This window comes from Streptomyces humicola (genome assembly GCF_024436035.1).
Taxonomy (GTDB): Bacteria; Actinomycetota; Actinomycetes; order Streptomycetales; family Streptomycetaceae; genus Streptantibioticus_B; species Streptantibioticus_B humicola.
The window spans coordinates 46,265-70,844 of record NZ_JANFNG010000014.1; the positions used below are offsets into that span (position 1 = coordinate 46,265).

The following is a 24,580-nucleotide window of genomic DNA, read 5'->3' on the forward strand; positions in this document are numbered from 1 at the left end:
GACCGTGCGAGCCGTGGAGGCCTTGAGGCTGGGACCTTGCTCACAGGGTAGGGAGCACAAGAAGAAGACGGGTGGACGAGCCTGTCGACGCGGGCGGGGCGGGGGGAAAAACACCCCGCCCGCGTCAGGCGCGGACTTCGGCCAGTAACGGGGGAACCGGCACGTCCGCGGGTCGATGACCAGTCGACCCATAAGCATCTGCGCCAGGCGGCTGAAAAGTGTTACAGCCCTCCGCCGCTGCCTGCCCGGCCGCCCGAGCGCAGGAGCGGGGCCAGCCCGGTGGAGGGCTTGGCGTGCTTGGGGCGCTTGGCGTGCCTGGCCTGTCCGGTCTGCTTGGGCTGGGCGTCCCGTGGGTGCGCGGCCTGCGTCGGCTGCGCGGTCTTCGTGATCTGCGCGGTCTTCGTGATCTGCGCGGTCGTCGTAATCTGCGGGGCTTTCGGGGTCCGCGGGGCTTTCGGGGCCTTCGTGGCCTTCACAGGGGTGTCCGCCACGTGCGAGACCGTCTCGGGGACAGAGTCCGTCAGCTGGTCCGTCAGGCCCGACACGTCGACGCGGTGGTGCTTGACCGGGCCCTTGGGGTCGGCGGGGTCCTGGCCCCGGCCGCCCTTGTCATGGCCCGGCGTGGTGTGCGTCGGCGTAGGAGCGCCTCCCGCCCCGGTACCGGCGGTGCCGGACGGACCGGCCGTCGTCGACGGCGACGCAGGGGGGGTGGACGACGGGGTGGGCGACGGCGACGGGGTGACCTCAGGATCACGTTGCGGAGTCGTGGAGTCCGTCGAAGGATGCGACGCCCCGCTCGACGGAACGGTCGCGGGATCCCCGCCCGTGCTGGTGAATGGGGACGGGATCACGCCTGTGCCGGCGGCCGCCGCAACCCCGCCGACCAGCGCGGTCGTGGCGAACGCCGCCGCCACCGCGACCTTCGCCGAGCCGGGCAGGCCGCGCAGCCGGTCCATCCGGCCCCGGTGGCGGCCAACGGAATCACAAGGGGGGCCGACAGGCGCAGCAGTGACCGCCACCGCCGTATCCGACTCAAGCGCCGCGCGGTAGGCGGCCAGCACCGCCTCCTCACCGGCCGGATCCGGCCGGCCGCCCGCGGCGGCTGCCGCCAGCAGTGCCGCCAGTGGCTCGCTCGCGCGGGCGCGACCGGGGTCGACCGGCTCACCGCGCAGCAGACGCTCGGCGGTGTGGTCGTCCAGCCAGTCTTGGCGGCTTCCGCTCATCTCACGTCCTTCTGCGTCGGCGCGCCCGCAAACGTCACACCGTCGGACGCCGAGGACGCCTCCAGCAGTTCCGCGAGCCGTCGCAAACCCCGGTGCGCGGCCGTGCGCACGGCGCCGGGACGCTTGCCGAGCACCTCCGCCGCGCTCTTCGCGTCGAGCCCCACGACGGCACGCAGCATCACCGCCTCCGCCTGGTCCACCGGCAGCCGGGATATCAGCTCCATCGCCCGCTCGGTGGCCAGCGCCTCCAGCGCCTCACCGGCGGTGTCGGCGCGGTGGTCGGCCATCCCGTAGAGCACGGTCTCGTCGCCGCCGATGGCGGGCCTGCGGCCGAGCCGCCGCACGTGGTCCAGCGCGCGGTTGCGTGCGATCGTCGCCGTCCACCCGCGGAAGCGGTCCGCGTCCCCGCTGAATCGTGCCAGGTCACGGGTGATCTGCAGCCATGCCTCCGAGGCGACATCCTCGGCGTCGGCGTCGCCCACGAGCGTGCGCACATACGCGAGCAACCGGGGGTGGACGCTGCGGTAGACGGTGCGAAAGGAGGCCTCATCGCCTCGCTGCGCAGCGGCTATGGCAGCCGTCACCTGCGCGTCGTCGCCATCTCCGTCCCGCCGCAGCACGTGCCTCATCATGCCCGATCCGTCCCCCCGAGCCGAGTCCCAGCCCCGCAGCCGGGCTGGTGTGACACTTTCCGCCCACCGGACGCTGTGTTGAGTAAGCGGCGTGCAGAACGGCGCGCGCTGCGAGACGGCGGCCGGGGAAGCTCCTGTGGGGGGAGGCGACTCCGGCCGTCTCTCACGTCCGCGCGGGCGTCCTTGTCACGCCAAGGAAACCGACAAGGACACTGTCTACTCCGCTCGTGCCCGCGCGTCTGCGCTTCCGTCCACGTAGGGGCCGAGACATTGCCCGTACGGGTGAAATTCGCGCATCTGTCGGTCAACGGCGTCCATGGGTCAGTACGTTGTCAGGGCGTCCCCATCTCGCTGCGCTTCTCCCACCCGTTCCCGTCCTGCGCTTCCCCCGCCCGTTCCCACCCTGCGCTTCTCCCACCCGTTCCCGCCCTGCGTTTCCCCCGCCCGTTCCCGCCCTGCGTTTCCCCCGCCCGTTCCCGCCCTGCGTTCCGCGTCCCGCCGCCCTGTTCCGCCTCGCGGCATCACCCCAGGAGTCCGAAGCTGGCCAGAAAGCTTCCGGCCGCCTCGTCGCCGACGGCGGCGTCCCGGCCGAGACCGTCGCTTCCGCTGCCCGCGCAAAGCCGTGGCAGCGGGACCCACGCCCCCACTCGGGACGGCAGACCAGAGCCACTGAACCCAACGGACACTCAACCGGATATTCCGTACATCCGTGACGGCCTGAGCCATCTCAACTCCATTCCCCCCAAAACCGCCGAAGCCGCGCTGCTCACCTGCTACGGCAGCCTCCGCTGGGCGCGCAGGCTCGCCGCCCACCGCCCGTACCCGGACCTCGGCGCACTGCTCGCCGCCGCCGACGAGGCCGCGTACGACATGCGCCCCGCCGATCTCGCCGAAGCGCTCGCCAACGAGACCGCCCTCCCACACCTTCCGCCCACCACGCTTGTGGGCTCCGCCGCCCGCACCGCGCTGCACGCCGCCCACGCCGCGTACGAGGCGCGTTTCGGCCACGTCTTCGTGATCTGCCTCGACCCCGAGCATCCTGGTGAGCACCTCGACCAGGTGCTCACCGGCATCCGCGCCCGGCTCGGCAACGAGCCCGACGAGGAGCGCGCGGTCGCCGCCGAGGAGCTGCGCGGGATCGCCCGCGCCCGGCTCGTCCGCCTGGTGCGCTCCGCCCGGCCCTGAACCCCGCGCCCGTTCGTTGAGCCGCTCGTGCTAGATCGATCACACCTGGCCTACCCCGGGAGCGGGAGCCGACAGCGCGTCGCTACCATGGCCGGGGCCGGTGACCGTCCCCGGCCGGGCCCGACCGACAGTGAAGCCGGCAGGTCCCTAGTCCCGTAACCGGAGGGTTTTTCCGTGCCGGCTGGAACGCTGTACCGCGGCCGGGAAGGCATGTGGTCCTGGGTGGCTCACCGAGTCACCGGCGTCCTCATCTTCTTCTTCCTGTTCGTCCACGTCCTCGACACCGCGCTCGTGCGCGTCTCCCCGCAGGATTACGACAACGTCGTGGCGACCTACAAGAACCCCGTCGTCAACCTGTTGGAGTACGGCCTCGTCGCCGCCATCCTCTTCCACGCGCTCAACGGCCTTCGCGTCATCGCCGTCGACTTCTGGTCCAAGGGCCCGAAGTACCAGCGGCAGATGCTGTGGTCCGTGGTCGGCATCTGGATCGTGCTGATGGCCGGGGCCTTCTACCCCGTCCTGCAGCACACCCTGCGCACTGTGTTCGGGAGCTGAGGAACCGATTATGTCTGCCGAGACCTCGACCCCCTCCGACGCTGTGGAGCTCACCTCCACCAGCGCGGGAACCTACAGCCCGGACAACCCCGCACCGGTGATCGAGCCGCCGCGGGCCCGCACCTCGCGCAGCCCCAAGAAGGTGAGCCGCACCAACTTCGAGATGTGGGCCTGGCTGTTCATGCGCCTGTCCGGCATCGTCCTCGTGGTGCTGGTGCTGGGCCACCTGATCATCCAGCTCGTCCTCGACGGCGGCGTGAGCAAGATCGGCTTCGCCTTCGTCGCCGGCCGCTGGGCCTCGCCGTTCTGGCAGCTGTGGGACCTGGGCATGCTGTGGCTCGCCATGCTGCACGGCGCCAACGGCCTGCGTACGGTCATCAACGACTACGCCGAGCGTGACACCACCCGCTTCTGGTTGAAGACGCTGCTCTACACCGCCACGGTGTTCACCGTCTTCCTCGGCACGCTGGTGATCTTCACCTTCGACCCGAACATCCAGTAGACCCGGGGCTGACGCGACCATGCAGATCCACAAGTACGACACCGTCATCGTCGGCGCCGGCGGCGCCGGCATGCGCGCGGCCATCGAGTCGACCAAGCGCAGCCGTACCGCCGTGCTGACCAAGCTCTACCCGACCCGCTCCCACACCGGCGCCGCCCAGGGCGGCATGGCCGCGGCCCTCGCCAACGTCGAGGACGACAACTGGGAGTGGCACACCTTCGACACCATCAAGGGCGGTGACTACCTGGTCGACCAGGACGCCGCCGAGATCCTGGCGAAGGAGGCCATCGACGCCGTCCTCGACCTGGAGAAGATGGGCCTGCCGTTCAACCGGACGCCGCAGGGCCGGATCGACCAGCGCCGCTTCGGCGGCCACACCCGCAATCACGGCGAGGCGGCGGTGCGCCGCGCCTGCTACGCGGCCGACCGCACCGGTCACATGATCCTCCAGACGCTGTACCAGAACTGCGTCAAGGAGGGTGTGGAGTTCTTCAACGAGTTCTACGTCCTCGACCTGCTGCTCAACGACGTCGACGGGGTGCGGCGCACCGCGGGCGTCGTCGCGTACGAGCTGGCCACCGGCGAGATCCACGTCTTCCAGGCGAAGGCCGTCGTCTTCGCCTCCGGCGGCACCGGCAAGTTCTTCAAGGTGACCTCGAACGCCCACACCCTCACCGGTGACGGCCAGGCGGTCGCCTACCGGCGCGGGCTGCCGCTGGAGGACATGGAGTTCTTCCAGTTCCACCCGACCGGCATCTGGCGCATGGGCATCCTGCTCACCGAGGGCGCCCGCGGCGAGGGCGGCATCCTTCGCAACAAGGACGGCGAACGCTTCATGGAGAAGTACGCGCCCGTCATGAAGGACCTCGCCTCGCGTGACGTCGTCTCCCGCGCGATCTACACCGAGATCCGCGAGGGCCGCGGCTGCGGCCCCGAGGGCGACCACGTCTACCTCGACCTCACCCACCTGCCGCCGGAGCAGCTGGACGCCAAGCTGCCGGACATCACCGAGTTCGCGCGCACGTACCTGGGCATCGAGCCGTACACCGACCCGATCCCGATCCAGCCGACCGCGCACTACGCGATGGGCGGCATCCCGACCAACGTCCAGGGCGAGGTGCTCTCCAACAACATCGACACCGTGCCGGGCCTGTACGCGGCGGGCGAGGTCGCGTGCGTGTCGGTGCACGGCGCCAACCGCCTGGGCACCAATTCGCTCCTCGACATCAACGTCTTCGGCCGGCGCGCGGGCATCGCGGCCGCCGAGTACGCGTCGCGGAACGACTTCGTCGAGCTGCCCGAGGACCCGGCCGCGCTGGTGGCCGGCCAGGTCGAGTCGCTGCGCGACTCGACGGGCACCGAGCGGGTCGCCGAGATCCGCAAGGCGCTGCAGGAGACCATGGACATGAACGCCATGGTGTTCCGCACCGAGCAGACGCTGAAGCAGGCCGTCGAGGACATCGCCGAGCTGAAGCAGCGCTACAAGAACGTGAGCGTCCAGGACAAGGGCAAGCGGTTCAACACCGACCTGCTCGAGGCCATCGAGCTGGGCAACCTGCTCGACCTCGCCGAAGTGCTCGCGGTCTCCGCGCTCGCCCGCAAGGAGTCGCGCGGCGGCCACTACCGCGAGGACTACCCGAACCGCGACGACGTCAACTTCATGCGCCACACCATGACGTACCGGGAGGTCGGCGAGGACGGCACCGAGTCGATCCGCCTCGACTACAAGCCGGTCGTGCAGACCCGCTACCAGCCGATGGAGCGTAAGTACTGATGAGCACCGCAACGGTGGACAACCCCCACTCCGCAGCGCTGGACACGGCGGAGAGCACCGCCTCGCACCTGATCACCATCACCCTGCGGGTCCGGCGCTTCAACCCGGAGGTCGCGGCCGAGGCGTCATGGGTGGACTACGAGCTGCAGATGGACCCGAAGGAGCGCGTCCTGGACGCCCTCCACAAGGTCAAGTGGGAGCTCGACGGCACGCTGACCTTCCGCCGCTCCTGCGCGCACGGCATCTGCGGCTCCGACGCGATGCGGATCAACGGGCGCAACCGGCTGGCCTGCAAGACGCTGCTGAAGGACATCAACCCGGAGAAGCCGATCACGGTCGAGCCCATCAAGGGACTTGCGGTCCTGAAGGACCTCGTGGTCGACATGGAGCCGTTCTTCCAGGCGTACCGCGACGTCATGCCCTTCCTGATCACCAAGGGCAACGCGCCGACCCGCGAGCGCCTGCAGTCCGCGGAGGACCGCGAGCGCTTCGACGACACCACCAAGTGCATCCTGTGCGCGGCGTGTACGTCGTCCTGCCCGGTCTTCTGGAACGACGGCCAGTACTTCGGCCCGGCCGCGATCGTCAACGCGCACCGCTTCATCTTCGACTCGCGCGACGAGGGCGGCGAGCAGCGCCTGGAGATCCTCAACGACCGTGAGGGCGTGTGGCGTTGCCGCACGACGTTCAACTGCACGGACGCCTGCCCCCGCGGCATCGAGGTCACCAAGGCCATCCAGGAGGTCAAGCGCGCCCTGATCACGCGCCGAATCTGACGATCCGCGCATCACGTAAGTGGGCCCCGCCGGACGCGCTCCGTCCGGCGGGGCCTTCGTCGTACGTGCGGCAAAGACACCCGCCTTCGCCGTCGAATCACTCCGCGCGCAGCGCGCGCAGGCCCCGCAGGCCGATGATCCCGATCACCGTGCCCAGGATGAAGGAGGTGATCGCAAGGAGCAGGTGGACCCAGAAGTACGCCGTCGGGTGGCCGTCGTGGAAGGCCAGGCCGCTCCCGTCGGCCCACAGGTTCTTGGCGAAGGTGATCCAGATCCACCAGCTCCAGACGCCGAAGGCGACAAGGAACCAGGAGACACGGCGGCTGAGCTTCATAGCGCCCAGTATGCGTCGGGCGCACCCGTGTGCCCGACGCGGGGGGCCTATTGCAGCACGTCGAGGGGGATGCCCTGCGTTATGGCGCGCTGGCCCGCGTCGTTGGGGTGGAGGTGGTCGCCCGAGTCGTAGGCGGGGCGCATACGGGAGGGATTGCCCGGGTCTGCGACGATGGCGTCGAAGTCGATCACGCCGTCGAAGAGGCCGCTGTGGCGGATGAAGTCGTTCACCGCGCGCCGGGTGCGTTCGCCTGCCGGCTCGTAACTGACGAATCCGCCGTACGGGGAGATCGTGCCCGCGACGACGCGGACGCCCCGCGCGTGGGCCCTCGCCACGAATGCCTTCAGACCGTCGGTGATCGTCCGGGGGTCGTGGACGTGCGGGGTCTGCTGGATGTCGTTGATCAGGTCGGTGAGCACGAGGGTTCGCACGCCCGGTACAGCGAGCGCCTGGTCCTCCCGGTGCAGGGCGCTGGTGCACGGGTGGCCGGTGGTGTCGGCCAGCAGGCGGGCGGCGTTGACGCTGTCGTTGACGATCGTCCCGGGCGCGTCCTCGTGCCGCAGCCGTTCGCCGAGCAGGTGCGGCCAGGCAGTGCGCTCGCCTCCGGTGGTGTGGTAGCCCTCGGCGATCGACGCGCCCACCACCACGGTGACCCCGCTCCCGTCCGGGGGTGCGTGGCGGGGCGCCCGGACAGCGGGGCAGCGGCCCGGCTGGTGCGCGGTCGACGCCGTGCGGGCGGGCTTCGCCGCACCGCTGCTGGTCAGGGGCAGCGCGAGGGCAACGACCGCCGCGCCCATGGCGCTCGCCCGCACGCCCGCCCTGGCCAGACTTGCCCGCCGCGTCCGGGGGTGCCTTCCCCCTCCCTCTGCCTTCGGCGGGAGGTGCCCCCTGGTGGCGAGGGGAGGACGATGTCGCTGCCCCACCTCACGCCTCCCCGGCGCCGGCACCTGCGGTCGCAGCCGCGGTCGTGGACTCGGCCGTGGCCGCGGCTGCGGCCACTGGGCGACGGCGCCGCCGGCTGCGGAGCAGAAGGCGCCTGCCGGGGCGTTCCACGCCCTCATAAAGTACCCACGCCAGGGCCAGGGAGATGGCGAAGGCCACACCCGCCGCGGCGAGCGCCTCGATCGCCGGAAGGTGCGGCGAGGAGGCGAACAGGTGCTCGCCTGCGTGGAGTACAAGCAGGTGAATCATGTAGAAGGCGAAGGAGAGTTCACCCAGGCGCACCAGGATCCGGTGCCGCCACATGGAGGGCTCGCCCTTCAGATCAGCGCACGCGGCGGCCGGTATGAGCAGTGCGAAGCCGACGATGGTCCCCGCGACATGTTCGGGGCCGTCGCCGAGCTTCGGCGCGAGGAAGTAGCCGATGATCGTCACCGCCAGGGACGCTTCGAGCCGCGGCCCGCGCCAGCGGCCGAGAAGCACGAGCCGGGCGGCGGCGGCGCCGAGGATGAACTCGGGCACGCGGGCGAGCGGGTAGGCGTAGATGTCCCAGCCCAGGTTGAAGTGCGTGTTCACCCACGGCAGCGCGAGGACGGTGAGGACGCACGCCGCGGTGACCGCCGTGAGTGCGCGGGCGGGCAGCTTCCGCAGCGCCCAGGCGAGCGCGGGGAAGAGCGCGTAGAAGAAGGCCTCGCAGGCGAGCGACCAGCTGACCGGGTCCAGCGTCTGCCACCAGGCGTGGACCCAGGAGTGCACCAGCAGCAGATTGGCCGCCGCCTCCTCGCCGGTGGGCTTCATCGCCGGCGCCATCGTGTACGCCATGAGGAGGGCGAGGATCACGGTGACGAAGTGCACCGGGTAGATGCGGGCGAAGCGCCGCCGCCAGAAGCCGGTGGCCTTGTCGTTCGGGCGCGCCGACCACATCAGCACGAAGCCCGAGAGGACGAAGAAGAACGACACGCCCGTGTCGCCCGCGTCGAAACCCCAGGACACGAAGGTCTGTCCCCGGCCCGCGAAGTAGCCGAAGTTGTGGACGTGGAGGCCGAAGACGAGCAGCGCGGCCATCCACCGCATCCCGGTGAGGGACGGCAGGTTCGACTTCGCGGCCTGCTGGGGCCGCTGTTGGGTCCGGTTGGCGGCACGCGGCCCTGTCACTACCGCGGTCACTGCCACACCTGCCGTTCCGAGCCAGCAAAAATCATGGAGGAAACCTGTCGAATGTCTTCGTGGGGGGAGTTCGCGAGCGGTCCCGCCGGGGCTGCCACAGGGGCCGCCAGGGTTGCCCGGGCCGTGGGGGGAAGGCTCCAGACACAGCTCGCCAGAACGCGTGGCCTTGAGGGGGCCAACAAGCGCATACCGTTACCTAGCGTCACAAATCTGGTCGCTGTCTGTTACCGTCACGTCTAGCCCACCCCTTGCCCGATCCAGGCAGAGGTACCTGAGTGACGGCTGTGCCTCATGGTGTCAGTCCGAGGCCCACTCGACAACAGACGGTCTCCATGGGGTGAACGGTTCCGCCCGTCGATAGTGGGCCACCTCACTCCATTGGGTCAGCTTGCTTATGTCCTCTTATCGGCTATCTCCCTGTACTTTCGCTGAGTGCCCTCGATTCACCCGGCCCTGCGCCGTCCCGTGTTGACGTTGTGTGCTGCCACCCTGGCCGGCGGCACACTGCTTTCGGCTGCTGCCCCGATCGCGTTCGCCGAAACCAGTGAGCCCGCCCCGCCCGACCACATGTCGACGACCGGCGGTGACCTGCTGGGCAGGCCCGGCACCCAGGTGCACCTCGTGCCCGGCGTCCCCGCGCCGCCGCGGACCACCGCGCGCTCGTGGATCGTCTCGGACGCGGACACCGGCCAGGTGCTCGCGTCGCACAACCCGCACTGGCGTCTCGCGCCTGCGAGCACGTTGAAGATGCTCTTCGCCGACACCGTCATCCCCAAGTTCTCCAAGGACGAGGTGCATACGGTCCAGCCCTCGGACCTCGCCGGGATAGGGGACGGCAGCAGCATGGTGGGCATCAAGCCCAACCTCCCTTACAGCGTCGCGGACTTGTGGCGCGGCGTCTTCCTGCGGTCGGGCAACGACGCGGTGCACGTGCTCGCCACGATGAACGGTGGCGTGGACAAGACCGTCGCCGAGATGCAGCAGCGCGCCAACGATCTGCAGGCGTACGACACGCACGTGGTCTCGCCCGACGGCTACGACATGCCCGGTCAGGTCTCGTCGGCGTACGACCTCACGCTCTTCGCCCGCGCGGGGCTGCAGAACGCGGACTTCCGCTCTTACTGCTCGACGGCGAGCGCCCGCTTCCCCGGGGACTACAAGAAGGGCACCAAGGACCGCGACAGCTTCGCGATCCAGAACACCGACCGCCTGCTCAGCGGCGCGTACGGTATGCAGACGTATCCCGGCATCATGGGCGTGAAGAACGGTTACACCACGAACGCGGGCAACACGTACACCGGTTATGCCGAGCGCGACGGCAAGAAGCTGCTGGTCACCGTCATGCACCCGACCGTCGGCTCCGACGAGGTCTACAAGGAGGCCGCGTCGCTGCTCGACTGGGGGTTCGCGGCGGACGGCAAGGTCCAGCCGGTCGGCGAGTTGGTCCCGCCGAAGAACTCCGAGGTGCAGGCCTCCCTCGCAGCCGGTGCGGACAACAAGACGGACACCAATGGCTCGTCGTCCGCCTCCGTGCACGTGGGCAGCTCCGGGTCGAACACCCTGGCCATGACGGCAGGGATCGGTGCGGTGCTGCTCGCGGTGCTCGCCGCCGGAGTGCTCGCGGTCCGCAAGCATTGGCCGGCGGCGGTGCAGGAACGGCTCCCGGACGAGATGCCGGAGCGGCTTGCAGACCTGTGGGCGAGGCTGCGGAGGCGAGGGCCTAGCCAGTAGTCGGCGTGCTCCGCCGCTCGGTGTTCTGCGTGGCCGTCCAGGCCGCGCAGAACAGCAGCAGCTTGGCCATGAAGTTGATCCACAACAGCAAGGCGACCGGGGTGCCGAACGCGCCGTACATGCTCTTGCCCGCAACGCCCCTGAGATAGCCGCTCATCGCGACCTTCAGCACCTCGACGCCGACCGCACCCATCAGGGCGGCCACGACGACCGTGCGGCGCCCGGGGTGGACTCCGGGCAGCAAGGTCAACAGGTAGGCGAGGAGCAGGAAGTCGACGGCGACGGCGATGACGTAACCGAGCACCGTCAACAGCACCGTGCCGCTCGCGCTGCCGGCCAGGCCGAGCCTGCCCGCGCCCCATCCGACCGCGGTGGTGGCCAGCGCCGACGCTGCGAACGAGGCGAGTCCCACGATGCCCAGACCGAGCAGCGCCACGCCGTCGGCGACCTTGCGCACCAGCGGGTTCTCCTCGACGTCCTCCTGCTCCCACACGGCCCGCAGAGCGCCTCGCAGGGATCCGACCCAGCCCATGCCGGTAAAGAACAGCAGCGCTGCCGCGATGGCGCCGACGGTGCCCGCGTTCGCCGCGAGCGAGCCGATGTCGACCTGGGAGGCCACGCCCGGAAGCTGCTTGGCGACCGTCTGCTCGAGATGGCCCAATTGACGTGGCGTCAGGAAGGCCGCGCCGATGGCGGCGCCGAGCGTGATGAGCGGGAAGAGCGCGAGAAAGCTGGTGAAGGTGACCGCCGCCGCGAGGCGAGACCACCGGACCCGCTGCAGGAGTTCGACAGCGCGCCAGGCGTGAGTGCGCATCAGCCGTGCGATCCACGGCCCGATCCAGGGAAGCCGGGTCAGCCAGTCCATAGGACGAGCCTGCCTCAGGTCCACGCCCGTACCCTCCGGGTGGCGGAACGACACGCCGTGCGCCACGCCGACCCGCACCGGGGCCGTGACGTGCGCCGTCGCACGCGAGATGCTACGTGTGGCGTGCTGTGCGCGTGCCCCTGTCCGCGGGCTCGCCGCGACGGGCCTGGTGTGGGACGGCCGGAGCGCCCTGCCCGAACGGGTAGTCGCCCGTCGTACGCCACACGCCGTCGTCACCCTGCTCGTACAGCGAGAAGCCCGTCACCGTCCAGCATGCGGAGAAGCCGGCCAGCTCCCGCTGGGCACGGTCCATCGCCTCCTCCGCTATGCCGTGCGCGACGGTGACGTGCGGGTGGTAAGGGAAGTCCAGATCGCGCCGCACCGGCCCGGAGCGCACGCGTTCCTGCAGCTCGGAGCAGTCGCGCACGCCCTCGGCGAGCTGGATGTAGACCACCGGCGACAGCGGCCTGAAGGTGCCGGTACCGGCCAGCCGCAGGCGGAACGGGACCCAAGCCGCCGCCACTGCGTCGAGGTGCTCGCGGAAGGCGGGCAGCGCGGAGGCGGCGACCTTGGTGGGCGGCAGCAGCGTGATGTGGGAGGGGATGGCGCGGGCGGCCGGGTCGCCGAAGCCGGCCCGCCGCTCCTGGAGCAGGCTGCCGTGAGGCTCCGGGACCGCGATCGACACGCCGATCATGCGGGTCCCCACTGCGCTCCTCCCTGGGCCTGGGATGCTCGGCCTCTGCGTGCCCTTCAGTGCTTGGCCGGCACGAAACCGATCCGGTCGTAGACCGTCGCCAGCGTCTCGGCCGCCACCGTACGCGCCTTCTCCGCCCCCTTGGCGAGGATCGAGTCCAGCGTCTCGGGGTCGTCCAAGTATCCCTGCGTCCGCTCGCGGAACGGTGTGACCCATTCCACGAAAATCTCGGCGAGGTCGGTCTTGAGCGCGCCGTATCCCTTGCCCTCGTACTGCTGCTCGAGATCTGCGACGGCGGTGCCGGTGAGCGTGGCGTAGATCGTGAGCAGGTTGCTGATGCCGGGCTTCGCCTCCGCATCGAAGCGGATCACCGTGTCGGTGTCCGTGACCGCGCTCCTGAACTTCTTCGCCGAGGTCTTCGGCTCGTCGAGCAGGTTGATCAGGCCCTTCGGTGAGGAGGCCGACTTGCTCATCTTCACCGACGGGTCCTGCAGGTCGTAGATCTTCGCCGTCTCCTTGACGATGTACGGCTCGGGGACGGTGAACGTCGGCCGGGCGCCCTTCACCGCGAAACGGGTGTTGAAGCGCTCGGCGAGATCGCGGGTCAGCTCGATGTGCTGCCGCTGGTCCTCGCCGACGGGCACGGCGTTGGCTTGGTAGAGCAGGATGTCGGCGACCTGCAGTATCGGGTAGGTGAACAGGCCGACCGTGGTGCGGTCCGTGCCCTGCTTGGCCGACTTGTCCTTGAACTGCGTCATGCGGGACGCCTCGCCGAAGCCGGTGAGGCAGTTCATCACCCAGCCGAGCTGCGCGTGCTCGGGGACGTGGCTCTGCACGAACAGCGTGCAGCGATCGGGGTCGAGGCCGGCCGCGAGCAGCTGCGCCGCGGCGAGCCGGGTGTTGGCACGCAGCTCCTTCGGATCCTGCGGGACCGTGATCGCATGCAGGTCCACAACCATGTAGAACGCGTCGTGGCTCTCCTGCAGCGCCACCCACTGGCGCACGGCGCCGAGGTAGTTGCCGAGGTGGAAAGAGCCTGCGGTGGGCTGGATGCCGGAGAGCACGCGAGGACGACGCTGCATGGCGGAGTCATCCCCCTGAGGGCGGTGGTGGGTGACGGGCGGGCGGTCGAGGGCCATGGGCTCATTCTCTCAGGTCCCCCAAGCGGCCCGGCACCGCTACGCGCGTGCTCCCCGGCTCCGTACGCCGCCGGCTCAGCCCAGGTCGACGGTGGGGTAGAGGGGGAACGCGGAGAGCAGGTCGGCAGCGCGCCGCGCGACCTGCGTCGAGACCGCCTCGTCCAGCAGGTGCTGGGCCTTGGACGGCTTGCCGCTCGCGGCCGTGGCGGGCTCGGTGCGCTGCAGCACGGTGTCGATCAGGTCGGCGATCTCGTCCATCTCGGCCGCACCGAGACCGCGCGTGGTCAGCGCGGGCGTGCCGATGCGGATGCCCGAGGTGTACCAGGCGCCGTTGGGGTCCTGCGGGATCGCGTTGCGATTGGTGACGACGCCGGAGTCGAGCAGCGCCGACTCCGCCTGGCGGCCGGTGAGCCCGTAGCCGGAGACGTCGAGGAGCACCAGGTGGTTGTCGGTGCCGCCGGTGACGAGGCGGGCGCCGCGACGCAGCAGCCCCTCCGCCAGCGCCTTGGCGTTGTCGACGATGCGCTGTGCGTAGGCGTGGAAGTCGATCTGCCGCGCCTCGGCGAGCGCGACGGCCTTGGCGGCCATGACGTGCGGCAGCGGGCCGCCCAGCACCATCGGGCATCCGCGGTCGACGTGCTCCGCGAGCTCGGCGTCGCACAGCACCATGCCGCCGCGCGGCCCGCGCAGCGACTTATGGGTCGTGGTGGTGACGATCTGGGCGTGCGGTACGGGGTCGAAGTCACCGGTGAGCACCTTGCCCGCCACCAGGCCGGCGAAGTGCGCCATGTCGACCATCAGGGTCGCCCCGACCTCGTCGGCGATCTCCCGCATGATCCGGAAGTTCACCAGGCGGGGGTAGGCGGAGTAGCCGGCGACGATGATCAACGGGCGGAACTCGCGGGCGGTCTTGCGCAGCGCCTCGTAGTCGAGCAGGCCGGTGGCAGGGTCGGTGCCGTAGCTGCGCTGGTCGAACATCTTGCCGGAGATGTTGGGCCGGAAGCCGTGGGTGAGGTGCCCGCCGGCGTCCAGCGACATCCCCAGCATCCGCTGGTCGCCGAGTTCGCGGCGCAGCGTCGCCCAGTCCTGCTCGCTCAGGTCGTTGACGTGGCGGACCTGGGCGCGCTGCAGGGCCGGGCTCTCCACGCGCTGGGAGAGCACCGCCCAGAAGGCGACGAGGTTGGCGTCGATGCCGGAGTGCGGCTGTACGTAGGCGTGGGAGGCACCGAAGATCGCGCGGGCGTGCTCGACGGCGAGCGACTCGACGGTGTCGACGTTGCGGCAGCCGGCGTAGAAGCGGCGGCCGATGGTGCCCTCGGCGTACTTGTCGCTCAGCCAGTTGCCCATCGCCAACAGCACGGCCGGGGAGGCGTAGTTCTCGCTGGCGATCAGCTTGAGCGACTCGCGCTGGTCGGCGATCTCCTGGCCGATGGCGTCGGCGACGCGCGGCTCGACACCGCGGATCACCTCCAGCGCGCTGCGGAACGCGGTGGACTCGGTTGTGGCGCTGGTACTCACGGGACCTCCTGCAGTGACAACGTTCGTACGACGTTAAGGACGGCCCAGGCGCTCGGCACTGCGCCGCAGTCGATCGTTCGCTTCTCCGCCCGCTCGCAGGCTCCGCGGCCGGCCTCGTTCCTCGGCCGCCCTCCCCCTGCCTTGCGGCGGGGGGACCCCTCCACCTGCTCGCGTGCGTCGCTCGCGCACGTCGCTGCGTCGTGAGCCGCTCCCCGATGGTCGTTCCCATCCCAGCGCGCCAGTCACGGCTCACGTCCACTCTATCTACATCTTCTGGTGCCCTATCGATATCCCCTATTGCGAAGTTTCATTGCCTTCTTCCGTATCCCGCGGGTGGACGATAGAAAGAGGCAGCATCCCGTCCCACGGGCAGGCATTCCCCCACCGACCAGGAATGGAGCACCTCCTTGCCCACCTCAGCGGAGCTCATAGAGCAAGCCGACGCACACAGCGCGCACAACTACCACCCTCTTCCGGTCGTCGTCGCCACCGCGGACGGCGCCTGGATGACGGACGTCGAGGGCCGCCGCTACCTGGACATGCTCGCCGGCTACTCGGCGCTCAACTTCGGCCACCGCAACCGCCGTCTGATCGAGGCCGCCAAGGCGCAGCTCGAGCGGGTCACGCTCACCTCGCGCGCCTTCCACCACGACCGCTTCGCCGCGTTCTGCTCCGAACTCGCCGAGATGTGCGGCATGGAGTCCGTGCTGCCGATGAACACCGGCGCCGAGGCGGTCGAGACGGCGGTCAAGACCGCCCGCAAGTGGGGCTACCGGGCCAAGGGCGTACCCGACGGGCAGGCGAAGATCATCGTCGCGTCCGACAACTTCCACGGCCGCACGACCACGATCATCAGCTTCTCCACCGACCCGGAGGCGCGCGCGGACTTCGGCCCGTACACGCCGGGCTTCGAGGTCGTCCCGTACGGCGACCTGGCGGCGCTCGAAGCGGCAGTCGACCGCAACACGGTGGCCGTACTTCTGGAGCCGATCCAGGGCGAGGCGGGGGTGCTGGTGCCGCCGCCCGGCTATCTCGCGGGCGTGCGGCGGATCACCGCCGAGCAGAACGTGCTGTTCATCGCCGACGAGATCCAGTCCGGCCTGGGCCGTACGGGCAAGACCTTCGCGTGCGAGCACGAGGGCGTCGTGCCCGACATGTACGTGCTGGGCAAGGCGCTCGGCGGCGGTGTCGTGCCGGTCTCGGCGGTCGTGTCGTCGCGGTCCGTACTCGGCGTCTACCGGCCGGGCGAGCACGGCTCGACGTTCGGCGGCAACCCGCTGGCGTGCGCGGTCGCGCTCGAAGTCATCGCGATGCTGCGCACCGGCGAATACCAGCAGCGCGCGGCGGAGTTGGGCGACCACCTCCACGCCGAGCTGAGCGCCCTGGTCGGAGCCGGCGCGGTGGACGCGGTGCGCGGACGCGGCCTGTGGGCCGGTGTCGACATCCACGCGGGCCACGGCACGGGCCGCGAGGTATCGGAGAAGCTGATGGAACGCGGCGTCCTGGTCAAGGACACGCACGGCGCCACGATCCGCATCGCCCCGCCGCTGGTGATCACCAAGGACGACCTGGACTGGGGCCTGACGCAGCTGCGCGAGGTGCTGGGGACGTAGCCCCGGCGCCGGGGCCCGCGGGCTGATCCACGAAGATCGGCCGGACAGGGCCGAGGCATGCCTGAGGGCCGGTGCGGTTGGCCTGTTCCCGTGCCGGCTCTCAGGCAGCAGTACGACGGGAACGCTCCCCGTCCGTCGGGACGCCGAGCGGGCGGGCGAGGCCGACCACGCCCTCGTCGAGCCGCTGCACGTGCCGTAGCACGCGGAAGGCGACCGTGCCCGGTCCCAGCGGCTCCCCCGGGACCAGGGACGCGGCGACGCTCGCACCGGATTCCACCGTTCCGCTCTGCTCGCCCTCCAAGCGCCCGATGAGCACCCGCAGGTTCCGTTCGATTCGCTCACCCGCCTGGGCGAGCCGCGGATCCGCGGCGATGCGCGTACTGCTCGGCACGAGTTCCGCGGTCGCCGCCAGGCTGCGCGCGTGGTAAGCGCACGTCTCCAGTAGCGCCACGATGTAGCGGGCCGTGCGCCTCCGTACCCGCAACGGCGTGATCGGATGCGTCAACGGCCGTGTGGAGCGCCGGAAGTCGTCGAGCGCGGTATCCAACTCCCGTGCCAGATCGAGCAGATCGGCCTCCGGCGCCTCGGGCCTGCCGCTGAGCTGATCGACCGCGGCCCGGCTGACGTCGCTGAGCCGGGAGAGCACCTCGCGCAGCTGCTGGTCGGTGCGGTGGTGGGTGCGCACCGGCAGCACGAGCAGCGCGGCGATCATGCCGCACGCCGCGCCCAGCGCCGTCTCCTCGACCCGCAGCTCCAGCACGGCCAGGCTGTAGGTGTTCAGCAGCGTGTAGAGCAGGCCGAGCATCGCCGTGATGAAGAACGACATCAGCACATACGACAGCGGCGCGGTGAAGAACGCCCCGAAGACGCAGACCAGAACGAACACGAACGCGATCCATGTGTGGTGCCCGACCAGGCCGGCGAGGACGAGGCCCGCCACCACACCGGTGATCGTGCCGAGGACGCGGCGGTAACCCTTGACGAGGATCTCGCCGGTGGAGGAGGTGTTGAGGAACACCACCCAGCAGGTGAGCACCGCCCAGTACCAACGCTGCGTGGAGAGCAGCTCCCCGCCGGCGATCGCGAGCGCGGAGCCCACGGTGACCTGGAACGCGGACCGCGTCGTCGGACGGTCGAGCCCGGTGGGTTCCGGCTCTTCCTCCGCCGCCCGCTCCATCGACGCCATGGAGACGTCCTCGGCCTCCAGCTCCTCACGCGAGCGGATGGTCTCGGGGCTGTCGTCCTCCGACTCCACCTGCAGCCCGTCGAGCGCGACGCGCAGGCCGAGGACGGCGCGGGCCGCCTCGCCGATCGCGCGGAACACGTCCTGCACGGCGAGGGAGGCCTGCGGGAGATTCTCGTCGTCGCGGTAGCCGAGCAGGCGGTTGCGGACGACGGCGAGGCCGGTGCCTCGGTCGTCCGGGGCGGCGCGGGTGATGAGCAGATGCAGTCCGCGCAGGTCGCGGCGGAGCCGGCGGGTCGTCTCGTCCTCGAACGGCGATTCCGCCGGGGTCGCCGTCGTCGCCGTGGTCCCCGGGGCCGCCGCCGACAGCTCGGGCGCGGGCGGCAGATGGAGGGTAAGGGTGTCCACACCCTGGCGATGACGGGACTTCAGCAGCAGGACGCCGAGCCGCTCGGCCGCGATCTCGGCGTCGGCGATGCGGCGTTGCAGCACGGCGGCGGTCGCCTCGTCGCGGGTTCCGGTCTCGAGGCGGCCCTGGATCATCAGCGCGCACTCGTGGAGGCGAGCGGTCTGCCGTCGCAGGTCGTCGAGAGTCTTATCCGACTGATCCCCCGGGGCCCCGGCCTCGCCGACCAGCTCCTCCTGCGCCTGGACCACCTGCGCGAGCCGGGCACGGAAGGCGCGCCGCAGCTGGGAGAGGGTGCGCTCGGGCGTGGCCGGCACGAGCGCGAAGCGCGCGACGGCCGCGCAGCACACCGCAATGACGAGCGTCGCGTACAGATGCGGGAGCAGCGCCATGCGCGCGTGGACGAAGAGCGAGACGAAGTAGATCTGGAAGCCGATCAGGCCGAGCGACGTCCCGCGGTCGCCGAACCGCCGCACATAGACGGCGGCGAAGATCAGCGCGAGGAAGGTGAGGTCCCCGACGATGACATACGGGTCGAGCAGCGCCCCGAGCGTCACGGCGAGGAGCGCGGTGGGCAGCCCGAGCGCAAGGGTGACGGCCTGGTCACGCGGGAGCGGCTCGGTGATCGCGAACGTCGCCACCATGGCGGCCATGGCACCCGCGACCAGCAGGCTCGCGGGGAGGCCGAACGCGGCAAGTACGGCGAGGGTGAGCACGATCGAACCGACGGTCCGCAGCGCCGCCGTCAGCCGCAGCAGCCCCGGATCGGAGGCGGCGTAGCCGTCCCACAGCCGGACCCACACCGCGGCGATCCCTTGACGTGCCTTTGTCATACCGCTGCCGCGCTCCCGCCCGCGCCCGTGTCCGTCCGCCGGGCACCAGGATCTCACGTCCGGCTGATCTCGCGTCCGGCTGATCTCGCGTCCGGCTGTTCCATCCGGTGGCCGTAGAGTCCCGTACGTGCTTCTTGGTTTGCTGTGCGCTCTCGGTTCGGCGGTCTGCTTCGGTACGGCGTCGGTGATGCAGGCTGTCGCGGCCCGCCGCGCGGACACCGGCGACGGCGGGGGCGGGGGCGGCGGCGTCGACGCGCGGCTGCTGATGCGTGCGCTGCGGCAGTGGTGGTACATCGGCGGGCTCGGCCTCGACGCCCTCGGCTTCGGGATGGAGCTCGTCGCGCTGCGGCTGGTGCCGATCTACCTCGTCGGCGCGGCACTGGCCGCGAGCCTCGCGGTGACGGCGGTCGTCGCATCGTGGCTGCTCAAGGCGCGCCTCGGCGGCGCGGAGTGGGCGGCGGTCGGCGTGGTGTGCGCAGGGCTCGGGCTGTTGGCGGCGGCCTCCGGTGTGGAGGGCCACGGCTCGGGCTCTCCGGCGCTGCGCTGGGGCACGTTGATCGCCGCAGTGCTGGTGCTCGCGGCCGGCGCGTTCGCCGGGAGGCTCCCGGAGCGGGCGCGGGCAGCGGCGCTGGGGCTGGGCGCGGGGCTCGGCTTCGGCGTGGTGACGGTCGCGGTGCGGCTGATCCCGGACTTCGCGATCGTGGGCCTGCTCACCAATCCCGCGACCTATGCCGTACTGGTGGGCGGGGCAGCCGCGTTCGCGCTGCTGACGACGGCGTTCCAGCGCGGCTCGGTGACCGCGGCGACGGCCGGCATGGTGATCGGTGAGACGTTCGGCCCGGCGCTGATCGGGGTGTTCGCCCTCGGCGACCGCACACGGGCGGGGCTCGCCGGCGTCGCCGTGGCCGGATATCTGCTCGCGGTGCTCGGTGCGCTTGCGCTCGCCCGGTTCGGCGAGGGCGGTGAGGGCGGTGAGGGCAGCGCGAGCGGTGGAGTCGACGAGGGCGGCGCGGAGACCGGGCCGCCCTCACCGACCGGAGATCACCCGGTGTAGCCGCTGAACGTCTGCCCGAACTGTCCGGGGTTTTGCACGATCGACGAACAGGTGGGCTAGGCGTAGGTCTCCGCACCTCCCGAGCACTCGCTGTCGTCAAGGTGCGCTGCAGGATTCACAGCGCGGGAGCATCCGGGTCGTCGCCTGCTGACAAGCCGTCGGACATCGGACGTGACGACGGCTGCGGGGGAACCGGTGGAGCGTCGGCGTCAGGCTCCGATCCGCACGACGGCGATGGTGATGTTGTCCGGGCCTCCCGCCTCCATCGCGGCCTTCCACAGCTCGAAGGCCGCCCTGCCCCCGTCGTGCTCCCGGAGGAGTTCACTGAGCGCGTCGTCGGAGACGGGGTCGGTGAGACCGTCGGAGCATACGAGGCAGCGGGTGCCCACAGACAGCGGCCGCTCGGCCACATGCGGATGGACGGGCCGGAACTTGGCGGTGCCGCCGAGCGCCTGCGTCACGATGGGCGTTGTGCGCTGCCCCGGTGCCAGAGGCGGATTGTCGTCCACGCTCACCTGGTGCAGCCCGTTCCCGTCGACGTCGAAGACCCGGCTGTCGCCGACGTTGAACGCCAGCATCGCGTCCGGGAGCACGACGACACCGGCGACCGTGGTCCCCATCCTGCCCAGCCCGGGATACTCGTCGGCCGCCTCGTAGACGGCACGGTTGCACGACTCCAGACCCTCGCGGACCGCCGATGTGCTGTGGAGCGAACCGCCGACGCGGGCGAGCCGGCGCACGACCAGCGAGCTCGCCACCTCCCCGCCCGGCTGCCCGCCGAGGCCGTCGGCGACCGCCACGACCAGCGGCGTGCCGAGCGCGAAGAGCAGGGTCTGCGGATTCTCGGTCACGGAGCTGCACAGGGTCCAGGGCCCGACGACGAGACTGTCCTCGTTGTTCTCGCGCACGAGCCCCACATGGCTCAAGGCACTCACCGAGATGTACGGCATCGGCGGATCCGCCTCCCGCAACCGCAGGCCGCCCCCGATTTCATTTTGCCGCGCCCCCGAAGGTTGCCGCAGCGAATCCGTAAGTCGAAACTTACCGTTCGTGGGACTTACAAAGATGCCGGTCTCGGCCGGGTCGGCAGCATGAGCTTTCGGCCGGTGATGGGTTACGACAGGCCCGTGACGGGGTTATGACGTTCGCACCGCGAGCAGCGGCAGGGTGGGAAGCGGATCGGGCTGAACTCCTTGGGGAGTTCGCCGGCGCGCACGACACAGGAGGAGATCTCCACGCGCACGCCGTCGCGGTCGATCCGGTACACACGCAGGGCCATGCGCGGCGCGTCGTCCCGCCGCTCGTCAGCGCTCACCGCGACCACACGTGGCAGGCGTTGATCTCCGTGACCCGCGTGCGCAGTTCGTCCATCGGGCACGCACGGCAGACGTCGGCGAGCCGGGCCCGCCACGTCGCGCCGCCGCCCGCGACGCGCAGCCGGACCAGCATGTCGTCCACCGCCACGACCACGCCCATGAGGTCCCGCGCCGTGTCCCATACGATCGCGCCCACCTCCGGGGGCTCTTCCGCCGTCATCCCTGCCGCACCTTCCGTGATGTTGCTGTTCGGGTTTGAAGCATCACGGCGTAGGGATACGATTACTAGGGGTGACGATATGAGGGCGTCCAGCCTTCACATGGGGGAAGTACGAGCTAAAACCGGGGGGAACGATGCCTGCTCCCAAGCAACTTGACCCGACGGCCTCGCTGGCGGCGCTCTACGGCGCGAAGGTGCGCAAGCTGCGCATAAAGGCGGGCTGGACACAACGCGACCTCGGCGAGCGCGTGCACGTCGTGTCCAGCCGTATCGCGCAGATCGAACTCGCCACGGAGAAGGTCCCCGAGAATCTCTCGGATGCGCTCGACGAGGCGCTGAAGGCGGATGGCGACCTGTGCGATCTGTGGTGGCACATGGTGCGGGAGACGTATCCGAACTGGTCACGACGGTTCATGGAGTTGGAGCTCAAGGCGATAAGCCGTCATGAGTTCGGGCCGGTGATCGTGCCCGGGCTGCTGCAGACGGAGGCGTATGCACGTGCGGTGCTCCGCGCCGGGCGACCCAATGACGCTGCCGATCTGATCGAGGAGCGCGTCGCGGCCCGATTGAAGCGCCAGACGATCCTCCACGGTCCGACACCATTGTGCTGGTTCATCCTGGAAGAGACCGTGTTACAACGGCCGGTTGGAGGAGCGAATGCATTGCGCGAGCAGCTCCAACGACTGCTGAAGGTCGCCCAACTTCCGCACGTGACGATGCAGGTACTCCCGCTGGACACCGGCGCACACGCCGCGCTCGGCGGCGACTTGACGATCCTGGGATTCGGGAACGGGCCGAACGCGGCCTACGTCGAAGGCTCCTACCGCGGCCAACTGGTCGAGCAGGCAGAGGACGTCGCGGAGTTCGGATACGCGTACGATCTGCTACAGGCCCAGGCGCTGACGCCAGAAGCGTCTCTTGCCGTAATCCAGTCGGCGATGGAGGACGTACGAGATGAACAGGCGAGTTCAGCTGGTAGAGGCTAGCTGGCGCAAGTCGTCCTACAGCAACGGCCAGGGCGGAAACTGCATCGAGGTCGCCGACGGCTTCCGCGACGTCGTCCCCGTCCGGGACAGCAAGGACCCGCAGGGGCCGGCCCTGATATTCGGCGCGGCGGCGTGGGCCGCGTTCACCAACGGAGTGAAAGCAGGGCATTACTATCGGTGACGCCCACCAACGCGTCGGGAAACGTTGACGCGTCGGGATTCTCCGACGTAACGTGGTGGGCGTGCCGCCTACAGACGTCTTCAGCGCACTTGCCAATCCGGTGCGTCGCAAGCTGCTCGATTCGCTACGGGAAGGGCCGCGCGCGGTCAATGACCTCGCCGGTCAGTTCGAGTTGAGCCGGCCGGCCGTGTCAGAGCACCTTCAGGTGCTCCGGCATGCCCGCCTCGTACGGGAGGAGCCAAGGGGTCGCCAGCGCTACTACCACCTTGAGCCCGATCCCCTCGTCGAGGTGCGCGATTGGCTGCATCCGTTCGAGCACTACTGGCGTGAACGGATGCGCTCACTTCGTGACCTGCTCGATGAGGAGAACAACCCATGACACAGCCGACACAGGCCGCCGTCATCCGGTGTGACCAGTTTCTGGGCCATCCGCCGGCCACGGTGTGGAAGGCGCTGACCGATCCAGAGCTGCATGCCCGCTGGTGGGCGGCGGGCGACGTACGACCGGTCGTCGGCCACCGCTTCACCCTCGACATGGGGCATTGGGGGCAGCAGCCGTGCGAGGTGATCGAGGTCGAGCCGGAGCGGCTGATCCGATACAGCTTCGCGGAGGGCTCGCTCGACACGACGATCACCTGGCGGCTCGAAGCGGAGGGCACCGGAACGCGCCTCTTCCTCGAACACGCCGGATTCGATCTCGACTCCCCGATGGGCAAGAAGGCTTTCGAGGGGATGGGCGGGGGCTGGCCGGGCGTCGTGCGCGGACTCGGCAAGCTGCTTGACGAGCATGCGTGGTAGCGGACTGACATAGCGTCAGGCAGAGCCCGGCCCCCGGTCCTGACGACTCAGGGCAGGGGCCGGGCTCAATCCGCGAGGTGCCCTCGGATCAACCGTTGACGCAGGGGTGGCCGAACGCCGGGTTGAGCGCGCCGATAACGTTGACGGTGTTCCCACACACGTTGATCGGGAGGTTGATCGGCACCTGGGCCAGGTTTCCAGAAATGAAACCGGGCGAATTATTCGCCGTACCGGTCCCGGTGGTGTCATTGCCCTGGGCCGCGGCCGTTCCGGCGCCGACAGCGACAAGACCGGCTGCGGCAACAGCGATGATGAGAGAACGCATGAATGCCTCCTAGGCGTGGACGTGGTGATCGCATCCATGCCACGCCGGAGGGGAAGCCGGACAGTTGGTATGACGGATTCACCCCATCGGACTTGCGGATCACTCAGTCGGAGTGACGCTGCGTCGGAGACATGCGCGTGGCGATGCTGATGCGGTTCCAGGCGTTGATCGTGACGCAGCTGGCGATCAGGCGGGGAAGCTCGTCCGCGTCGAAGAGGCCCGCGGCCTCGTCGTAGACGTCGTCCGGGACTCCGCGCTCGCCCAGGCGGGTAATGGCCTCGGAGAGGGCGAGGGCGGCGCGCTCCCGCGCGGTGAAGAAGGGGGTGTCGCGCCAGACGGAGACGCCGAAGAGCTTCTGCTCGGACAGGCCGATGGCTCGGGCGTCTCGCGTGTGCATGTCGACACAGAAGGCGCAGCCGTTGATCTGCGAGGCGCGGATCTTGACCAACTCCTTCACTGCCGGATCCAGGCCCGAGGAGGCCGCCTCCTCCAGGGCGCACATGGCCTTGTAGAAGTCGGGGAGGCCCGTGATCAGGTTCATCCGCCGGGGCTCGGCGGGGACCAGTGCCTCGTCGGCCTTCTCCGTGTTCTCTGTGTTCGCTGCGATCGTCATGATGACCAGGCTAGGGCC

27 protein-coding genes and 1 riboswitch are annotated in these 24,580 nt (G+C 70.0%); of the genes, 12 read left to right on the forward strand and 15 right to left on the reverse strand.

Features of this window, described 5'->3' with window-relative positions; genetic code table 11:
- Positions 1–221: 221 nt before the first annotated feature.
- Positions 222–1,223 carry a hypothetical protein gene (locus NGB36_RS18585; RefSeq protein ID WP_255921446.1) on the reverse strand — a complete coding sequence of 334 codons (1,002 nt, stop codon included), beginning with the start codon at positions 1,221–1,223 and terminating at the stop codon, positions 222–224.
- Complete coding sequence (locus NGB36_RS18590; protein WP_255921547.1) at positions 1,220–1,852, reverse strand: RNA polymerase sigma factor; 633 nt, start codon at positions 1,850–1,852, stop codon at positions 1,220–1,222. Before NGB36_RS18590 ends, NGB36_RS18585 begins: the two co-directional genes overlap by 4 nt.
- Positions 1,853–2,461: 609 nt before the next feature.
- Between NGB36_RS18590 and NGB36_RS18595 the strand changes: the two genes are divergently transcribed.
- From NGB36_RS18595 to NGB36_RS18615, 5 genes are all read left to right on the forward strand, one after another.
- A complete protein-coding gene (locus tag NGB36_RS18595) occupies positions 2,462–3,040 on the forward strand; it encodes a 2-oxo-4-hydroxy-4-carboxy-5-ureidoimidazoline decarboxylase (RefSeq protein WP_372509475.1) in 579 nt (192 codons plus the stop codon).
- A gap of 174 nt (positions 3,041–3,214) precedes the next feature.
- Positions 3,215–3,595: a succinate dehydrogenase, cytochrome b556 subunit gene (gene sdhC, locus NGB36_RS18600; RefSeq protein WP_255921447.1), complete on the forward strand. Its 381-nt coding sequence runs from the start codon at positions 3,215–3,217 to the stop codon at positions 3,593–3,595.
- Between the two features lie 10 nt (positions 3,596–3,605).
- Complete coding sequence (locus NGB36_RS18605) at positions 3,606–4,097, forward strand: succinate dehydrogenase hydrophobic membrane anchor subunit (protein ID WP_255921448.1); 492 nt, start codon at positions 3,606–3,608, stop codon at positions 4,095–4,097.
- Between the two features lie 19 nt (positions 4,098–4,116).
- Positions 4,117–5,871 carry a succinate dehydrogenase flavoprotein subunit gene (gene sdhA / locus NGB36_RS18610; protein ID WP_255921449.1) on the forward strand — a complete coding sequence of 585 codons (1,755 nt, stop codon included), beginning with the start codon at positions 4,117–4,119 and terminating at the stop codon, positions 5,869–5,871.
- Positions 5,871–6,647 carry a succinate dehydrogenase iron-sulfur subunit gene (locus NGB36_RS18615; protein WP_255921450.1) on the forward strand — a complete coding sequence of 259 codons (777 nt, stop codon included), beginning with the start codon at positions 5,871–5,873 and terminating at the stop codon, positions 6,645–6,647. Before sdhA ends, NGB36_RS18615 begins: the two co-directional genes overlap by 1 nt.
- Before the next feature lie 97 nt (positions 6,648–6,744).
- On the opposite strand, the gene NGB36_RS18620 is transcribed toward NGB36_RS18615, so the two are convergent.
- The 3 genes from NGB36_RS18620 to NGB36_RS18630 all read right to left on the reverse strand — a co-directional run bounded on the left by NGB36_RS18620 (position 6,745) and on the right by NGB36_RS18630 (position 9,087).
- A complete protein-coding gene (locus NGB36_RS18620; protein ID WP_255921451.1) occupies positions 6,745–6,981 on the reverse strand; it encodes an SCO4848 family membrane protein in 237 nt (78 codons plus the stop codon).
- Between the two features lie 47 nt (positions 6,982–7,028).
- Positions 7,029–7,778, reverse strand: coding sequence for a GDSL-type esterase/lipase family protein (locus NGB36_RS18625; RefSeq protein WP_255921452.1), 750 nt, complete (start codon positions 7,776–7,778; stop codon positions 7,029–7,031).
- Positions 7,779–7,905: 127 nt separating this feature from the next.
- Positions 7,906–9,087, reverse strand: a complete 1,182-nt coding sequence (locus tag NGB36_RS18630) for an acyltransferase family protein (RefSeq protein ID WP_255921453.1) — start codon at positions 9,085–9,087, stop codon at positions 7,906–7,908.
- 432 nt (positions 9,088–9,519) lie between these two features.
- Between NGB36_RS18630 and NGB36_RS18635 the strand changes: the two genes are divergently transcribed.
- Complete coding sequence (locus tag NGB36_RS18635) at positions 9,520–10,818, forward strand: D-alanyl-D-alanine carboxypeptidase family protein (protein WP_255921454.1); 1,299 nt, start codon at positions 9,520–9,522, stop codon at positions 10,816–10,818.
- On the opposite strand, the gene NGB36_RS18640 is transcribed toward NGB36_RS18635, so the two are convergent.
- From NGB36_RS18640 to NGB36_RS18655, 4 genes are all read right to left on the reverse strand, one after another.
- Positions 10,808–11,683, reverse strand: coding sequence for a YihY/virulence factor BrkB family protein (locus NGB36_RS18640; RefSeq protein ID WP_255921455.1), 876 nt, complete (start codon positions 11,681–11,683; stop codon positions 10,808–10,810). The two genes, NGB36_RS18635 and NGB36_RS18640, sit on opposite strands and share 11 nt — an antisense overlap.
- A 112-nt stretch (positions 11,684–11,795) precedes the next feature.
- The gene (locus tag NGB36_RS18645; protein ID WP_255921456.1) at positions 11,796–12,389 is read right to left on the reverse strand and encodes a 2'-5' RNA ligase family protein; all 594 of its coding nucleotides are present in this window, start codon (positions 12,387–12,389) and stop codon (positions 11,796–11,798) included.
- A 44-nt stretch (positions 12,390–12,433) separates the two neighbouring features.
- Positions 12,434–13,459: a tryptophan--tRNA ligase gene (trpS, locus tag NGB36_RS18650; RefSeq protein ID WP_255921549.1), complete on the reverse strand. Its 1,026-nt coding sequence runs from the start codon at positions 13,457–13,459 to the stop codon at positions 12,434–12,436.
- A 132-nt stretch (positions 13,460–13,591) separates the two neighbouring features.
- Complete coding sequence (locus NGB36_RS18655; RefSeq protein WP_255921457.1) at positions 13,592–15,034, reverse strand: glycine hydroxymethyltransferase; 1,443 nt, start codon at positions 15,032–15,034, stop codon at positions 13,592–13,594.
- A 169-nt stretch (positions 15,035–15,203) separates the two neighbouring features.
- A riboswitch (ZMP/ZTP riboswitch) is annotated at positions 15,204–15,290 on the reverse strand.
- A gap of 151 nt (positions 15,291–15,441) precedes the next feature.
- On the opposite strand from NGB36_RS18655, the gene rocD reads away from it, so the two are divergent.
- Positions 15,442–16,647, forward strand: a complete 1,206-nt coding sequence (gene rocD, locus NGB36_RS18660; protein ID WP_255921458.1) for an ornithine--oxo-acid transaminase — start codon at positions 15,442–15,444, stop codon at positions 16,645–16,647.
- Between the two features lie 100 nt (positions 16,648–16,747).
- On the opposite strand, the gene NGB36_RS18665 is transcribed toward rocD, so the two are convergent.
- Positions 16,748–19,069 carry an FUSC family protein gene (locus NGB36_RS18665; RefSeq protein ID WP_255921459.1) on the reverse strand — a complete coding sequence of 774 codons (2,322 nt, stop codon included), beginning with the start codon at positions 19,067–19,069 and terminating at the stop codon, positions 16,748–16,750.
- Positions 19,070–19,196: 127 nt separating this feature from the next.
- Here NGB36_RS18665 and NGB36_RS18670 point away from each other — a divergent pair, with 127 nt between their 5' ends.
- Entirely contained in the window at positions 19,197–20,123 is a 927-nt protein-coding gene (locus tag NGB36_RS18670; RefSeq protein ID WP_255921460.1) for a hypothetical protein, read from the forward strand.
- Between the two features lie 209 nt (positions 20,124–20,332).
- Here the strand turns inward: NGB36_RS18670 and NGB36_RS18675 are convergent, their stop codons facing one another.
- The 3 genes from NGB36_RS18675 to NGB36_RS18685 form a co-directional block, all read right to left on the reverse strand.
- On the reverse strand, positions 20,333–21,073 hold the full coding sequence (locus NGB36_RS18675) for a PP2C family protein-serine/threonine phosphatase (RefSeq protein WP_255921461.1): 741 nt from the start codon (positions 21,071–21,073) through the stop codon (positions 20,333–20,335).
- A 164-nt stretch (positions 21,074–21,237) separates the two neighbouring features.
- Entirely contained in the window at positions 21,238–21,438 is a 201-nt protein-coding gene (locus NGB36_RS18680; RefSeq protein WP_255921462.1) for a hypothetical protein, read from the reverse strand.
- On the reverse strand, positions 21,435–21,659 hold the full coding sequence (locus NGB36_RS18685; protein ID WP_255921463.1) for a hypothetical protein: 225 nt from the start codon (positions 21,657–21,659) through the stop codon (positions 21,435–21,437). Before NGB36_RS18685 ends, NGB36_RS18680 begins: the two co-directional genes overlap by 4 nt.
- 194 nt (positions 21,660–21,853) lie before the next feature.
- On the opposite strand from NGB36_RS18685, the gene NGB36_RS18690 reads away from it, so the two are divergent.
- The 4 genes from NGB36_RS18690 (at position 21,854) to NGB36_RS18705 (ending at position 23,624) form a co-directional block, all read left to right on the forward strand.
- A complete protein-coding gene (locus NGB36_RS18690) occupies positions 21,854–22,645 on the forward strand; it encodes a helix-turn-helix domain-containing protein (protein WP_255921464.1) in 792 nt (263 codons plus the stop codon).
- Positions 22,614–22,826: a DUF397 domain-containing protein gene (locus NGB36_RS18695; protein ID WP_255921465.1), complete on the forward strand. Its 213-nt coding sequence runs from the start codon at positions 22,614–22,616 to the stop codon at positions 22,824–22,826. Before NGB36_RS18690 ends, NGB36_RS18695 begins: the two co-directional genes overlap by 32 nt.
- 61 nt (positions 22,827–22,887) lie before the next feature.
- On the forward strand, positions 22,888–23,205 hold the full coding sequence (locus NGB36_RS18700; RefSeq protein ID WP_255921466.1) for an ArsR/SmtB family transcription factor: 318 nt from the start codon (positions 22,888–22,890) through the stop codon (positions 23,203–23,205).
- Complete coding sequence (locus tag NGB36_RS18705) at positions 23,202–23,624, forward strand: SRPBCC family protein (protein ID WP_255921467.1); 423 nt, start codon at positions 23,202–23,204, stop codon at positions 23,622–23,624. Before NGB36_RS18700 ends, NGB36_RS18705 begins: the two co-directional genes overlap by 4 nt.
- An 88-nt stretch (positions 23,625–23,712) precedes the next feature.
- On the opposite strand, the gene NGB36_RS18710 is transcribed toward NGB36_RS18705, so the two are convergent.
- Together NGB36_RS18710 and NGB36_RS18715 are read right to left on the reverse strand one after the other, a co-directional pair.
- Entirely contained in the window at positions 23,713–23,949 is a 237-nt protein-coding gene (locus NGB36_RS18710) for a chaplin (protein ID WP_255921468.1), read from the reverse strand.
- 103 nt (positions 23,950–24,052) lie between these two features.
- Positions 24,053–24,562 (reverse strand): carboxymuconolactone decarboxylase family protein, encoded by a 510-nt coding sequence (locus NGB36_RS18715; protein ID WP_255921469.1) that lies wholly within the window; start codon positions 24,560–24,562, stop codon positions 24,053–24,055.
- Between the last annotated feature and the right edge of the window lie 18 nt (positions 24,563–24,580).